The following is a 14,428-nucleotide window of genomic DNA, read 5'->3' as shown; positions in this document are numbered from 1 at the left end:
GCACCCCGACGCCGGTCAGCGTGGCGGAGGGGCGTCCCGGCGGGACGGGAACGGGGTGCCCGGCCGGCCCAGGGTGGTCGACCGGCTGCGCAGGCCCACCGGGTCCGGGGCCGCCTCCGGTTCGACCACCGGCGCGCCTACCTGCCGGGCCTGCAGGTAGGCGGCGGCGGCCCGGTCGTCGTCGGTGGGCGCGGCCAGCAGCGCGTAGACCAACCCCACCACCACGAAGATCACCGCGAGGACGATCGGCACCAGCAGGGTGCTCACCCCCGCGCCGGTCACCTCGCCGCGCTGCCCGTGCAGGTGCACCGACAGGGCGCTCATCCCAGTGAAGTGCATGCCGTTGACCGCCACCCCCATCAGCAGGGCGGAGCCGGCGATCGCCAGTCCCCGGCGGACGGTCATCGCCAGCCACAGCGCCACGGTGGCCGCGACGATGGCGATGGCCACCGACAACCCGACCCGGGTGGCGTCGTAGTCCAGGTCACCGTTGAGCCGCATCGCGGCCATCCCGGTGTAGTGCATGGCCGCGACGCCGATGCCGGTGAACAGGCCGCCGCCGATGACCTTCGCGGCGCTGAGCCGGCCGGTGCCGACGATGGCCAGACCGATCCCGACGGCGGTGACGGCGATCACCGTGCTCGCGGCGGTCAGCGGCACGTCATACCGGATGCGGGTGCCGGTGACGGCGAACCCGAGCATGGCCATGAAGTGCATCGCCCAGATCGCGGTGCCACCGATCGCCCAGGCGGCCAGCAGGCCCCACCAGAAACGCTGACCGGAACCGGTGGCGGTACGGATCCGCCCGGCACAGACCAGACCGAGGAACGAACCGAGCACGGACAGCGCGTAACTCAGCGCCGGTGTGATCCACCCGTACTCAAAGTGATTGATCTCCGCCACGGCGGTCTTCCCCCCACTCGTTACCGGCGCGTAGGCGACCGCGCCCGAGCAATGATCGGGGAGCCTGCGAGCAGGCGCAACAGCGACCCCCCGGCAATCCGGGGGGTGCCGTCACGGTGACCGTCCGATGCGTCGATTCACCGCCCGACGGTGACCGAAAGTGATGATCAGGCGGAGGTGTAATGGGCGAGTACGCCCCGGTTCACGGCGGCGATCGCCTGCCGTGCGGTGGCCCGCAGTTCCCTCGACGCGCCGCCGGAGTCGGATAGTTGACCGAGCAGGTCGGCGACCTGTCGGGCCCAGCGGACGAAATCCCCGGCGGGCATCTCCCCGTCGAACTGGTGCCCGCTGGCGAGCACCTTGGCCAGGGTCTCCCCCCGAGCCCACCGGTAGATCGGCCAGGCGAACCCGAGATCCGGCTCCCGGGTCGCGGTCAGCCCCCGCTGCGCCTCGTCGGCCTCGATCTCGCTCCACAACGTGAGCGTCTCGTCGACCGCGTCGGCGACCGGCCCACGCGGCAGCGACGCCCGCTCGTCGACGTCCCGCCGGGCCTCGAACACCACCACCGAGACGGCGGCGGCCAACTCCGCCGGGGACAGGCCGTCCCAGACACCCCGCCGCAGACACTCGGCGACCAGCAGGTCGGCCTCCGTCCAGATCCGGCCGAGCATCCGACCGGCGTCGGTCACCCCGCCGTCGGCGGACAGGTAACCCCGGGCCGTCAGCAGGGCGACGATCCGGTCGAAGGTCCGGGCCAGCGAGCCCGTCCGCCCCGACACCCGCTGCCGCAGCTCCTCGGTGTCCTTCTCCAGCCGCCGTCGCCGCTCCGCCCACCGGGCGTGGTCCTCCCGCTCCGGGCAGGCGTGGCAGGGATGCCGCCGCAACTCGGTGCGCAGCTGGCTGAGCCGGTGGTCATCGCCGACGGCCTGCCGGGACCGGCCGCCCCGCCGGCCACCGTGCCGGTCCAGGCCGGTGCCGCTGACCTCGGCGGCCAGATCCCGCCGGGCGGCCGGCGACCGGTGGTTGAAATGCTTGGGCACCCGGATGCGGGCGAGCACCTCGGCCGGGGTGGTGAAGTCGCCGGGACTGACCCGACCCGCCCACCGGTCCTGGGTCAGCACCAGCGGCCGGGGCTCACCGAACCCCCCGGTCGCCGGATCGAGGACGACCGCGAGCCCGGCCCGCCGCCCCGACGGCACCCGGATCACGTCACCGACCCGCAACCGCTCCAACGCCGCCACCGCGGCGGCCTTGCGCTGGGTCTGCCCCTGCCGGGCGATGGCCCGCTCCCGGTCGGCGATGGCCACCCTCAGCGCGAAGTACTCGTCGAAGTCACCCTGGTGGCAGGCCGCCTCGACGCCGTACGCGTCGATGGTCTCGGTGTTGCGCTGCACCTGACGGGCCAGCCCGACCACCGACCGGTCCGCCTGGAACTGGGCGAACGACGACTCCAGCAGCGCGCGGGCCGGCTCCGCACCCACGCTGCCGACCAGGTTGACCGCCATGTTGTACGACGGCCGGAAGCTCGACCGCAACGGATAGGTGCGGGTGGAGGCCAGACCCGCCACGTGCCGGGGGTCGGTCTCTGGCGACCACACCACCACGGCGTGCCCCTCGACGTCGATGCCCCGTCGACCGGCCCGCCCGGTGAGCTGCGTGTACTCCCCCGGAGTCAGATCGACGTGGGCCTCGCCGTTGAACTTGACCAGCCGCTCCAGCACCACGCAACGCGCCGGCATGTTGATGCCCAACGCCAGGGTCTCGGTGGCGAACACCGCCTTGACCAGACCCCTGACGAACAACTCCTCGACGACCTCCTTGAACACCGGCAGCATCCCGGCGTGGTGGGCGGCCAGACCACGCTCCAACCCGTCGAGCCACTCCCAGTAGCCCAGCACGGTCAGATCCTCGCCGGGGATCGCGGTGACCCGGGACTCCACCACCCGACGGATCTCGGCGCGTTCCTCCGCCGAGGTCAGCCGCAGACCGGCCGCCAGGCACTGCTGCACGGCGGCGGCACAGCCGGCCCGGCTGAAGATGAACAGGATCGCCGGGAGCAGCCCCTCCCGGTCGAGCCGGTCGACGATGTCCGGACGCAGCGGCCCCCGCCAGCGCGGACCACGCCGACCGCCACCGGGCCCGGCGCCGCGCCCCTCCCCCAGCTCCAGCCGACGGGTCTGCTCCCGGGTGTAGCGCAGCAACTCGGGATGCACGTCGTGCTTACGGGCCGCGTCGGCGTCGTGGAACAGGTCGAACATCCGCCGGCCGACCAGCATGTGCTGCCACAACGGCACCGGCCGGTGCTCACTGACCACCACCGCCGTCTCGCCGCGCACCGTGACCAGCCAGTCGGCGAACTCCTCGGCGTTGGAGACCGTCGCCGACAGCGACACCAGGGTGACCGAGGAGGGCAGGTGGATGATCACCTCTTCCCAGACCCCGCCCCGGAACCGGTCGGCGAGGTAGTGCACCTCGTCCATCACCACGTAGGCCAGGCCGGCCAGGGTCGCCGAACCGGCGTAGAGCATGTTGCGCAGCACCTCGGTGGTCATCACCACCACCGGGGCGTCCCCGTTGATCGCGTTGTCGCCGGTCAGCAGCCCCACCTGCGCGGCACCGTAGCGCTGCACCAGGTCGTGGTACTTCTGGTTGGACAGCGCCTTGATCGGCGTGGTGTAGAAGCACTTGCGCCGGGCGACGGGCGCACCCTCGGCGGGCGACGCCGCCCCCGGCGCGCCCCGCAACGCCAGGTGCACGGCGAACTCACCGACCACCGTCTTGCCCGCCCCGGTCGGGGCGCAGACCAGCACCCCGCTGCCCCGCTCCAGCGACTGGCACGCCTCACGCTGGAAGTCGTCGAGGTCGAACCCCAGGTCGAGGGTGAACTCTTCCAGGGCCGGGAACTGGGCGGCCTCGGCAGCCCGGCGACGTGCCTCGGCGTACCGCTCGGCGGGGCTCGACATGTCAGCAAGATTAATCGGTACCACCGACGCTCACCCGGCAAGGCCGTCCGGCACGACGGTCGGAGCGGGTCGGTAGGGTGCACGACGTGCCGGATCATGCCGAACCGTCCCAGACCCCGAACGGCGTCACGCACGCCACCCGGGCGGGCGCGTCCCGCCAGCGCGTGGAGGCGGTGCTCTTCGACTTCCACGGCACCCTCGCCCAGGTCGAACCGGCCCACGACTGGGTGGTCGCCGCCGCGGCGACGTGCGGGGTCGAACTCGAGCGGATGCGGGCCACCGCGCTGGCCGACCGGCTGCTCACCGCCGGCCGGGCCGGCGGCCCGCTGCCCGCCCGGGTACCGCCCCGGCTGGCCGAACTCTGGGCCGACCGGGACCTCTACGAACACGCCCACCGGGCCGCGTACACCGGACTGGCCGAGACGGTGGACGCCGGGATCGAGGGCTTCGCCGAGGCGCTCTACGACCGCGTGCTGGCCCCCGACGGCTGGGTGCCCTACCCGGACACCGCGCCGGTGCTCACCGCGCTCCGCGACGCCGGCATCCCGGTGGCGGTGGTCAGCAACATCGGGTTCGACATCCGCCCGCTCTTCACCGCCTGGGGCCTGGCCGACCTCGTCGACGCGTACGCGCTGTCGTACGAGGTGGGGCGGTGCAAGCCGGACCCGGGCATCTTCCTGCGCGCCTGCGGGATGCTGCGGGTGGACCCGGAGCGGACCCTGATGGTCGGCGACACACCGGCCGACGCCGGGGCCGTCGCCGCCGGCTGCGGGGTGCTGGTGCTGCCGGCCGCCGGACCGGGCCGCCCCAGCGGCCTCGGCACCGTGCTCGACCTGGCCCTGCCCTCCCCGTGACCGGCTCGTCCGGCCGGGCGACGGCGGTCGGGCTGGTGCTCGGCGGGGCGTTGTCGGTGCACTTCGGCTCCGCCGTCGCCGCGCTGCTCTTCCCCCGGGTCGGCGTCCCCGGCACGGTCACCCTCCGGCTGGCCATCGGGGCGGTGCTGATGCTGCTGGTGTGCCGCCCCCGGCTGCGCGGGCACGACCGGGCCGACTGGCTGGCCGTCGGCGCGTTCGGGCTCGCGCTGGCCGGCATGAACTCGGTCTTCTACCAGGCCATCGAACGCATCCCGCTCGGCCCGGCGGTGACCCTGGAGGTGCTCGGGCCGCTCACCCTGTCGGTGCTGACCGCCCGCCGGTGGACGGCGTGGTGCTGGGCGGGCCTCGCGCTGGCCGGGGTGGCGCTGCTCGGCCAGGGCGGCTTCGACCGGCTGGACCCCGTCGGCGTCGGCCTCGCGCTCGCGGCGGGCGCGCTGTGGGCCGCGTACATCGTCTGTTCGGCGCGGGTCGGCGGGCGGTTCCCCCGGGCCGACGGGCTGGCCCTCGCCCTGGCCCTGGCCGCGCTGCTGTCCCTGCCGTTCGGCCTGGCCGACGCCGGGGCACGGCTGTGGCATCCGGGGGTGCTCGCCCTCGGGGCCGGGCTGGCGCTGCTCGCCTCGGCACTGCCCTACACGCTGGAAATGCTGGCCCTGCGCCGGCTGGCCACCTCGACGTTCGCCGTGCTGATGAGCCTCGGTCCGGCGCTCGCCGCGCTCGCCGGCTGGCTGATCCTGGGGCAGGATCTGCACCCGGTCGAGGTGCTGGCGATCGGCTTGGTGGTCGTCGCCAGCATCGGTGCGGTCCGGGCCGCCGCCCCGGGTGGGCCGCTCACCGCAGCAGACGCACCGCCCGAGGCACCGCGCTGATCCGTACCGGCAGGTCCAGGGAGCGTTCGCCGTCGGCGTACGTGGTGATGCCCCCGGCGGCCAGTTCCACCGTACGGGCCCGGAAACTGCTCGCCAGCGGATGCGTCACGTGGGTGCCGGCGTAGATGCGCGGTTTGACCCGGATCAGGGTACGTCTGTCGAACCGGCCGCCGACCACCACGTCCAACAGCCCGTCGGTCAGGTCGGCGGCGGGGCAGATCCGCATCCCGCCCCCGTAACGGGCACCGTTGCCCACCGCCACGAGCACCGCGTCCACCTCGTGCGGGACGTCGTCGAGGCGCAGCGTGTAGCGGCGCGGACGCAACCGGGCCAGCTCGACGAGGATCGCCAGGTCGTACCGGCGGGGGCCGCGCGGCCAACGCATCCGGTTGGCCCGCTCGTTGACGATCGCGTCGAAGCCGGCGGCGAGGACCGCCCCGTACCAGCGGTCGGTGCCGTCGCCGCCGGTCATCCGGGCCAGGTCGACCGGACGGGTACGGCCGGCCCGCAGCGCGTCGGCGATCACCGCGACGGCGGCGAGCGGATCGGCCGGGAAACCCGCGTCGGCGGCGAAGTCGTTGCCGGTACCGACCGGCACCGGGGCGAACGGCACCGGCGTACCGCCGACCGCCTGCAGGGCCCGGTGGACCGTGCCGTCGCCACCGACCGCGACCACCGCGGACGCCCCGGCGGCGACCGCCGCGTGGCAGGCCGCCTCCGCCCCGGCGGGGTCGTGCGCGGTGAGCAGTTCCACCGGGCGGCCGGCGGCGGCGAGGCCGTCGAGGACCCGGGGCAGCAGCGCCCGGTGCCGGCCGCGCCCGGCGACGGGGTTGGCGAGCACGGCGACCGGACCGGCCGCCCGACGATCGTCTGCGGTCACGGCGAGCACCGTACCGGCTCGACCGCCCTGCTGGCCGATCTCGATCCGCTCTTTTCCCGCCCGGTTCCGCGGGCGGTTGTTCCGGCCGGTCTGCTGGTAGGAGGTGTCACCACCCCTAAGGCATCCTAGGCTGCTAGGTGGGGTGGATCGGCCGGCCTCGTCACCCGCGCACGGCGATGACACGCCGCGCGGGTGACGAGGCCGCCGCCAGCCGGTGCCGGGACCGGCCGGCGGCGCACGGAACCGGCCGCCGGGGATGCCGGATGTGGCGGATCAGCCGTGGGCCTTCTCCTGGCAGGGGACGCAGAAGCGGGCCTGCGGCAGCACCTCCAGCCGTTCGGCGGGGATCGACACCTGGCAGCGTTCGCAGCGGCCGTAGCTCCCCTCGGCGATCCTGCGCAGCGCGCCGGCCAGGTGGTCCAGGCTCTGCCGGGTGGCCGCGATCAGCGCGCCCCGGGTGTGCGCCTCGGCCGGGTCGCCGGTGTCGGCGGTCAGCTCGGTCAACCGGGCGGTCTGCGACGCGAACTGGTCGGTGAGGCTCTCCCGGAGCATGGTCAGCCGGTGCTGGTCGGCCTGGTCGTGCAGATCGGTGCTCATGGACGGGTCCTTTCGGGCTCGGTGCCCCGGGTCACCGGGGCGGGAAACAGAAAAAGGGCCGAAGCCTGCTGGCTTCGCCCTGGTGGCCGTTCCGGAGGATGCTCGCTCTCCGGGTGGGCCACGCCCGGCGGGGATCGGGCTCGGCCGCCCCTGGGTGGGCACGACGGCGGGCAGGGGCGCGCCGGGAACCGCCGCCCCGCGCCGGCCGACCACGACCACCGCCACCGGGGAACCGGTGGCGGTCGGACGAGGGCTGACGGCCGGGAACATGCGGCCCACCATATGCCGTGTCCAGGAGAAAACCAACGGATAACCACCGTCGGGCCGCCCACTCCCGGACCGCCGTCGGCGGCACGGACGCCGGGCCCGACCGCTGTGCTTACATGGGCACCATGGCACAGCCGGTGATCCTCACCATCGACGACGACCCCGCCGTCTCCCGGGCGGTCGCCCGCGACATCCGCCGCCGCTACGGCGACCGCTACCGGGTGGTCCGGGCCGACTCCGGCCCCGGCGGGTTGGAGGCGCTGCGGGAGATCAAGCTGCGGGGCGAACGGGTGGCGGTGATGCTGGCCGACTACCGGATGCCCCAGATGAACGGCATCCAGTTCCTGGAGGCCGCGATGGACCTCTTCCCCGCCGCCCGCCGGGTGCTGCTGACCGCGTACGCCGACACCGACGCGGCGATCGACGCGATCAACGTGGTCGACCTGGACCACTACCTGCTCAAGCCGTGGCACCCGCCGGAGGAGAAGCTCTACCCGGTGGTGGACACCCTGCTGGAGTCCTGGGCGGCCAGCCCCGACCAGGCCAGCGACGAGATCCGGGTGGTCGGGCACCGCTGGTCGGCCCCGTCGTTCGCGGTCCGCGACTTCCTCGCCCGCAACCTGGTGCCCTACCGCTGGCTGCTCACCGACGACCCGGAGGGCGGTCGGCTGCTCGCCGCCGCCGGGGCCGACGCCACCGACGTGCCGCTGGTGGTCACCCCGGACGGCAAGGCGCTGATCGCCCCGACGGAGGCGGAACTGGCGGCGGTGGCCGGGCTCACCGTCGCCCCGTCCGCCGACTTCTACGACCTCGTGGTGGTCGGTGGCGGGCCGGCCGGGCTCGGCGCGGCCGTCTACGGGGCGTCCGAAGGGCTGCGCACCGTGCTGGTCGAGCGGCGGGCCACCGGCGGCCAGGCCGGGCAGAGCAGCCGGATCGAGAACTATCTCGGTTTTCCCGACGGGGTCTCCGGCGCCCAGCTCACCGACCGCGCCCGTCGGCAGGCGCTGAAGTTCGGCGCGGAGCTGCTCAGCACCCGCGAGGTGGTGGGGCTGGAGAGCGCCGGGGCGGCCCGGCTGCTGCACTTCGGTGACGGCAGCACCATCGCCGCGCACACGGTGGTGCTGGCCACCGGGGTCTCCTACCGGGTGCTCGACGCGCCCGGCCTGGCCGACCTGACCGGGCGCGGGGTGTTCTACGGCGCGGCGTCGACCGAGGCGCCCAGCTGCGTCGACCAGGACGTCTGGATCGTCGGCGGGGCCAACTCCGCAGGCCAGGCGGCGGTGCACTTCTCCCGGTACGCCAGCCGGGTGCACCTGCTGATCCGGGGCGCCGACCTGACCGCGTCGATGTCGTCGTACCTGATCCAGCAGTTGGACCGCAACGACCGGATCGTGGTGCACCCGCACACCGAGGTGGTCGGCGGCGAGGGCGACGACCACCTGGAACGGTTGCGGTTGCGGGACACCCGCAGCGGCGACGTCCGCGAGGTGGACGCCTCGTGGCTGTTCATCTTCATCGGCGCGGAGCCGCGCACCGAATGGCTGGACGGGGTGCTGGTGCGCGACGGGCGGGGCTTCATCGTCGCCGGCCCGGACCTGACGGCGGGGGGCCGGAAACCACCGGAGTGGGCCCTCGCCCGCGACCCGTACCACCTGGAGTCGAGCCTGCCGGGGGTGTTCGCCGCAGGTGACGTGCGGGCCTCCTCGGTCAAGCGGGTCGCCTCGGCAGTCGGTGAGGGTGCGATGGCCGTCTCGTTGGTGCACCGCTACCTGGAGGCACAGTGAGCGACTCCGACGAACGACTCACCCCGGACCAGCTGCGGGAGCTGTTCCTGTTCGCCGCCCTCGACGCCGGACAGCTCGACTGGCTGGCCGAACACGGCCGGGTCGAGCAGCGGGCCGCCGGCACCGTGGTCTACGCCGAGGGTGCGGAGGCGACCTGCTTCTTCATCCTGCTGTCCGGCACCGTGTCGATGAGCCGACGGGTGCACGGCGACGACCTGGAGGTCACCCGCACCGACCAGCGCGGTGTGTACGGCGGGGCCACCCAGGCGTACCTCGGCGCACAGGTCGACCAGGTCTACCTGAACACGCTGCGGGCGGTCACCGACGCCACGTTCCTGGTGCTGCCCGCCGAGACGTTCGCCCACGCGGTGCGGACCTGGTTCCCGATGGCGATGCACCTGCTGGAGGGGCTGTTCTTCGGGATGCGCGACACCCAGACCATCATCGGCGAGCGGGAACGGCTGCTCGCCCTGGGTTCGCTGTCGGCCGGGCTCACCCACGAGCTGAACAACCCGGCCGGCGCGGCGGTGCGGGCCACCTCGGCGCTGCGCGACCGGGTCGCCGGGATGCGGCACAAGCTGGCGATGATCGCCGACGGCCGGCTCGACGGCCGGCGGCTGCACACCCTGGTGGAGTTGCAGGAAGAGGCGGTGAAGCGGGCCGCCCGCGCGCCGCAGCTGTCCCCGATGGCGGCCAGCGACGCCGAGGACGCGTTGGCCGACTGGCTGGACGAGCAGCGGATCACCGCCGGGTGGGACCTGGCGCCGACGCTTGTCGCCGCCGGCCTGGACACCGCGTGGCTGGAGCAGGTCCGCGAGGTGGTCGGTCGGCAGGACCTGGAGTCGGCGGTGCGATGGCTGTCGTACACGTTGGACACCGAGCAGTTGATGGCCGAGATCGACGACGCCGTCACCCGGATCTCCACCCTGGTCGGCGCGGCCAAGCAGTACTCGCAGCTGGACCGGGCCCCGCACCAGGTGGTGGACGTGCACGACCTGCTCGACGCCACCCTGGTCATGTTCAAGGCCAAGGTCCCCCCGGGGGTGCGGGTGGTCCGGGAGTACGACCGGGACCTGCCCCCCGTTGCGGCGTACGCGGCCGAGCTGAACCAGGTGTGGACGAACCTGATCGACAACGCGCTGTCGGCGATGGGTGCGGACGGCACCCTGACGTTGCGCACCGGCCGGGCCGGCGACCTGCTGGCCGTCGAGGTCGTCGACACGGGACCAGGCATTCCCGAGGCGGTCCGGCCGCGTATCTTCGAACCGTTCTTCACCACCAAGGCCGTCGGTGAGGGCACCGGGCTGGGGCTGGACATCTCGTACCGGATCGTGGTCAACAAGCACCACGGCGACATCCGGGTGGAGAGCGTGCCGGGGGCGACCGTGTTCCGGGTGCTGTTGCCGTTCACCGCCCCGGCCCGCGCCACCGACCCCAGGGGACGCTGACAGCGAACCGTTCCGTCCAGGACCACCGTGATCGCGCGGTCACGGAGGATAATGGTTGGTCGCCGCCGGGGGCAAGTAGTGGTTCCCCTCCTGTCGCGCGGGCAGGCCCGCCCATACGCTCGGCCCCGGGGAGTCTGCCGTCCGCCGCAGCCGGCCGGCAGGTCGCCGCACCCCGTCCCCGACGCAGGCGGAGGCCACCGTGACCATCGACCGGGTGACGACCGGGCCGGCGACCGCCGGTGCCCCGGTCGGCTACACCGTGGAGGAACTCGCCCGCAAGGTGGGCATGTCGGCGCGGAACATCCGTGCCCACCAGGCCCGCCGGCTGCTGGCGCCCCCGGTGCGTCGGGGTCGGGTCGCGCTCTACGACGACTCCCACGTCCGCCGGCTGGAGGCCATCCTGACGCTGCAACGGCAGGGCTTCAACCTGGTCTCCATCGAGGCGATGCTCGGCGTCCGCAGCGGTGACGAGACCCCCGACGGGCTGACCGCGATGCTGCAACGGTTGGCCGCCGAACGTCCCGCGTTGACCCACGCGCTGACCCGGCACGGGGTGATCGGGCGGGCGCCGGACGGGACGGTGCGCACGGTGCGGCCCCGGCCGTTGCGTGCCGCGTTGGACCTGCACCGGGTCCGGATGGGCACGGTGCCGGCGTTGCAGGCGCTCAGTGAGGTGCTCGACAGCGTCCGGCCCCTCGCCGACGAGCTGGTCGCGGAGGTCACCGCCCGGATGTTGACGCTCGCCCCCGAACTGGGTGGCAGCGGGTCCCGGCCGGCGTGGTCCGACGGGGACCGGGAGACGATCCTGCTCACCCAGGGGGTGGTGAACGTGCTCACCGAGGCGTTCCGGTTGGCGGTGGAGCGCCAGGCCGAGGCGCACATCGCGGGCCTGCTGGGCAACGGCTCCGGCCCGGCCACGCCCGTCGGGGACGGCACCCTGGTCGACGAGGGCTGACGCCGGGCGTCCGGGTCAGCGGTCGGTGTCGTCGAAACGGGACACCCAGGCGACCAGACCGGACCGGGACTCCACGCCCGCCTTGCGGTAGATCCGGGTCAGGTGCGCCTCCACCGTGCGGGGGCTGATGTGCAGCTGGCGGCCGATCAGGCGGTTGGTGACGCCGGTGGTGGCCAGGCGCGCGATGTGCCACTCTCGGTCGGTCAGGGCGGTCTCGGTGAGCGCCCGTACCGGCCGGGCCAGTCGCAGGCCGACCCGTTCGGTGCCGCACCAGGCGGCCAGCTCCTGTGCCCGGCGGCGGGCCCGGGCGGCGGGGCCACCCTGGTCCACCGCCTCGGCGGCCCGGGCCACGGCGACCAGGGCGAGGCTGTGCCGCAGCGTCATGCCGGCGGCCCGAAACCGGTCCGCCGCGGTGCGCAGGTACGGCAGGGCCGTCAGCATCTCGCCCCGGGCGAGCAGCACCTCCCCGTACGCCGATTCGGCGAAGGCGTGCTGCCCGGGCAGGCCGAGCAGGTCGGCGGCGGCCAACGCGGCGCGGGCCCGCCGGTACGCCTCGGGCAGGTCCCCGGCGGCCAGGGCGGCGGCGCAGAGCAGTTCGTGCCACATCGGCCGCAGGGAGGCCTGCAGGCGGGAGAGCCGGCTGTCGCCACCGGCGTCGGTGAGCATCTCCACACAGGTGGCGGGGTCCCCGGCGAGCAGCGTCGCGGTGGCCAGCGCGGTCGCCGCGGTCCGTCCCGACCAGCTGTCGAGGTCGTTGGCGAGGTCCACGGCGGTGCGGGCCAGGGCCACCGCCCGCTCGTCGTCGCGCGGACCGCCGCGCCACGCGGTGGCCTGCGCCTCGAAGGCGAGGGCGAAGCTGAGCAGGGAGCGGCTGCCGATCCGGCGGGCGATGCCGCCGGCCTCGGTGGTCAGGCCGATCACGGCACCGAGCTGGCCCCGGTGGTAGGCGACCTGGCTGCGGCCGAGCAGCAGTTGGCACAGCCCGTCGTCGCGGTGGGCGTCCCGGACCAGGGCGATCCCCCGGTCGAGGTGCCGGGTGGCGTCGGCGGGGCGTTCCACGAACAGCTCGGCCAGTCCGAGCGCCAGCAGGCAGTCGGGGTGCTCGCGCAGGTCCCGGTCGGACAGCGCGTCAACGATCGGCGCGCCGGCGGCGAGCAGTTCCCGGGCGATCCGCACCTCGCCGTCGTGGGCGGCGGCGAGTCCGCGCACGGCCAGCAGGCCGGCCCGGTCGATGCCGCTGGCCTCGCCGACGGGCGCGCCGCCGGGCACCGGCGACGGGTGACCGGACAGGATGCCGATCGCGCCGAGTTCGGTGGCGAGTTGGTACGCCCCGGCGGTAGGCGTCGGTGTTCCGACCAGTTCCCGGCGGCTGATCGCGGCGGCCTCGGCGTAGTTGCCGAGCAGCCGTTCCACCCGTACCCACTGGGCGACGGCGGCGGCCCGGCGGCCCGGCGGGTCCACGGGCAGTTCGGGGACGACCTCCCGCAGCAGGGTGCGGCTCTCGGCGAGGTTGCCCATCTCGCCGGTGATCCGGGCCAGCAGCAGGGTGACGTCGTGCCGGCTGTCCGGGGAGCCGGCCGGCGGGCGCACCGCGTGCAACGCCGTACGCAGCCAGCGGACGGCCAGTTCCGGGGCGTCGCCGCGGATCTCCTCGGCGGCCCGGCAGAGCACGTCGACGTAGGGTTCGACAGGCCGGCCGTGGGGCAGGCCGAGCAGGTGTTCGGCCTGGGCCACCCGCTCGGCCGGCGGGGCCTGCCGGGCGAGCAGCGCGGTCAACGCCCGGTGGTGCGCCTCCGCCCGCCAGGCCGGATCGGTGTCCTGGGTGACCGCCACGCGCAGCACCGGATGCCGGAAGGTGAACCGTGCCGTGGCCGGGACGACCCGCAGCAGGTCCCGGCGGACCAGTCGCCAGGCGGACTCGGTCACCTGCCGGGCCGGCAGACGGGCGACCTCGACGAGCAGGTCCACCCCGCACGGTGTGCCGCACACGGCCGCGGCGCGCAGGCAGGTCGCGTCGACCGGGGGCAGGCCGGCCCACTCGGCGCGCAGGGTGGCCACGGCCCGGTCGGTGAGCCGGTGTCCGGCGGTCGGCGGGGGGTCCCGGTCGCCGTCGGCCGGCCCGACGCCGTCCAGCGCGGCGAGGTAGCCGGGGTTTCCGGCGGCCCGGTCGTGGCGGCGGCCCAACTCGGCCGGGTCGTCGTGCGGGTACAGCGCGACGGTTTCGGCGAGGCTGAGGGGTCCCAGTTCGATCCGCTCCCGGACCCGGCCGCCGGGGACGACGGCGTCGGGCGGGCCGAACGGCATCGCGGTGTCGAGCTGGCGGGGCCGGTAGACCAGGATCAGCAGCAGCGGCGCGGGCACCGGGTAGCGCAGCAGGTGGGTGACGAGCCCGATGGACGAGGTGTCGGCCCAGTGCAGGTCGTCCAGGACGAGGGCCAGCCCGTCCCGGGCGGCCAGGGTGAGCAGCCGGCGGGCCAGTTGGTAGGTGCGGAACTGGCGTACGTCGAGCGGGCCGACGGCGCGGCCGGCCGGCGGGCCGTCGGGTTCGGCCCCGGCGGTGGGCTGCCGCGGGTCGGCCCGGGCGGGGCGGGGGGCGTCGAAGGCGTGCCGGAAGACGTGGAACGGGATGTCCCGCTCAGCCTCCACGCAGGTGCCGACGGCTCGGGGCAGGGCCGGGACGCAGCCGTCCAGGGCGGCGTGGACGAGGCGGGTCTTGCCGATCCCCGGGTCGCCGACCACCTCGCACACCACCTGGGTGCCGGTGCGGACGCTGTCGGCGTGGGCGGCGCGGACGCGGGCGATTTCCGGCTGTCGCCCGACGAATGGTGAGCCGGACAGCGCATCCTCCAGCCCAGCTGCCGTCACGCAGATCACGTGTATTCCCTGCGAC

Annotated in this window: 10 protein-coding genes; 5 read left to right on the top strand and 5 right to left on the bottom strand. The window is 74.4% G+C overall.

The annotated features are described in order from the left end of the window. Positions 1–15: 15 nt before the first annotated feature. Both Q2K16_RS04260 and Q2K16_RS04255 read right to left on the bottom strand, forming a co-directional pair. A complete protein-coding gene (locus tag Q2K16_RS04260; protein ID WP_302743639.1) occupies positions 16–903 on the bottom strand; it encodes an MHYT domain-containing protein in 888 nt (295 codons plus the stop codon). 167 nt (positions 904–1,070) lie between these two features. Further along, the gene (locus Q2K16_RS04255) at positions 1,071–3,866 is read right to left on the bottom strand and encodes a DEAD/DEAH box helicase (protein WP_302743638.1); all 2,796 of its coding nucleotides are present in this window, start codon (positions 3,864–3,866) and stop codon (positions 1,071–1,073) included. An 86-nt stretch (positions 3,867–3,952) separates the two neighbouring features. On the opposite strand from Q2K16_RS04255, the gene Q2K16_RS04250 reads away from it, so the two are divergent. Next, the gene (locus Q2K16_RS04250; protein WP_489671845.1) at positions 3,953–4,720 is read left to right on the top strand and encodes an HAD family hydrolase; all 768 of its coding nucleotides are present in this window, start codon (positions 3,953–3,955) and stop codon (positions 4,718–4,720) included. Continuing rightward, a complete protein-coding gene (locus Q2K16_RS04245) occupies positions 4,717–5,607 on the top strand; it encodes an EamA family transporter (RefSeq protein ID WP_302743637.1) in 891 nt (296 codons plus the stop codon). Before Q2K16_RS04250 ends, Q2K16_RS04245 begins: the two co-directional genes overlap by 4 nt. Here the strand turns inward: Q2K16_RS04245 and Q2K16_RS04240 are convergent. Together Q2K16_RS04240 and Q2K16_RS04235 are read right to left on the bottom strand one after the other, a co-directional pair. Beyond that, a complete protein-coding gene (locus Q2K16_RS04240) occupies positions 5,570–6,496 on the bottom strand; it encodes a diacylglycerol kinase family protein (protein ID WP_302743636.1) in 927 nt (308 codons plus the stop codon). The two genes, Q2K16_RS04245 and Q2K16_RS04240, sit on opposite strands and share 38 nt — an antisense overlap. A gap of 264 nt (positions 6,497–6,760) precedes the next feature. Beyond that, on the bottom strand, positions 6,761–7,084 hold the full coding sequence (locus Q2K16_RS04235) for a TraR/DksA family transcriptional regulator (RefSeq protein WP_302743635.1): 324 nt from the start codon (positions 7,082–7,084) through the stop codon (positions 6,761–6,763). 392 nt (positions 7,085–7,476) lie between these two features. Between Q2K16_RS04235 and Q2K16_RS04230 the strand changes: the two genes are divergently transcribed. The 3 genes from Q2K16_RS04230 to Q2K16_RS04220 all read left to right on the top strand — a co-directional run bounded on the left by Q2K16_RS04230 (position 7,477) and on the right by Q2K16_RS04220 (position 11,538). Next, a complete protein-coding gene (locus Q2K16_RS04230) occupies positions 7,477–9,135 on the top strand; it encodes an NAD(P)/FAD-dependent oxidoreductase (RefSeq protein WP_302743634.1) in 1,659 nt (552 codons plus the stop codon). Next, positions 9,132–10,583: an ATP-binding protein gene (locus tag Q2K16_RS04225; RefSeq protein ID WP_302743633.1), complete on the top strand. Its 1,452-nt coding sequence runs from the start codon at positions 9,132–9,134 to the stop codon at positions 10,581–10,583. The genes Q2K16_RS04230 and Q2K16_RS04225 overlap by 4 nt, the downstream gene beginning before the upstream one ends. A gap of 199 nt (positions 10,584–10,782) precedes the next feature. Next, positions 10,783–11,538 carry a MerR family transcriptional regulator gene (locus tag Q2K16_RS04220; protein WP_302743632.1) on the top strand — a complete coding sequence of 252 codons (756 nt, stop codon included), beginning with the start codon at positions 10,783–10,785 and terminating at the stop codon, positions 11,536–11,538. Positions 11,539–11,553: 15 nt separating this feature from the next. Here the strand turns inward: Q2K16_RS04220 and Q2K16_RS04215 are convergent, their stop codons facing one another. Then, positions 11,554–14,403, bottom strand: a complete 2,850-nt coding sequence (locus tag Q2K16_RS04215) for an ATP-binding protein (RefSeq protein WP_302743631.1) — start codon at positions 14,401–14,403, stop codon at positions 11,554–11,556. Positions 14,404–14,428 lie beyond the last annotated feature (25 nt).

Source organism: Micromonospora cynarisoli, from assembly GCF_030518815.1.
GTDB classification, from domain to species: Bacteria; Actinomycetota; Actinomycetes; order Mycobacteriales; family Micromonosporaceae; genus Micromonospora; species Micromonospora wenchangensis.
The sequence above is the reverse complement of the archived record's forward strand: the minus strand, read 5'-3'. Positions and strand labels throughout refer to the sequence as shown.

What these genes read in the sequence shown, in the direction of transcription:
- Q2K16_RS04230 (WP_302743634.1), top strand. Translation starts at nt 7,477, where the DNA reads ATGGCACAGCCGGTGATCCTCACCATCGACGACGACCCCGCCGTCTCC.
- Q2K16_RS04235 (WP_302743635.1), bottom strand. Translation starts at nt 7,084, where the DNA reads ATGAGCACCGATCTGCACGACCAGGCCGACCAGCACCGGCTGACCATG.
- Q2K16_RS04255 (WP_302743638.1), bottom strand. Translation starts at nt 3,866, where the DNA reads ATGTCGAGCCCCGCCGAGCGGTACGCCGAGGCACGTCGCCGGGCTGCC.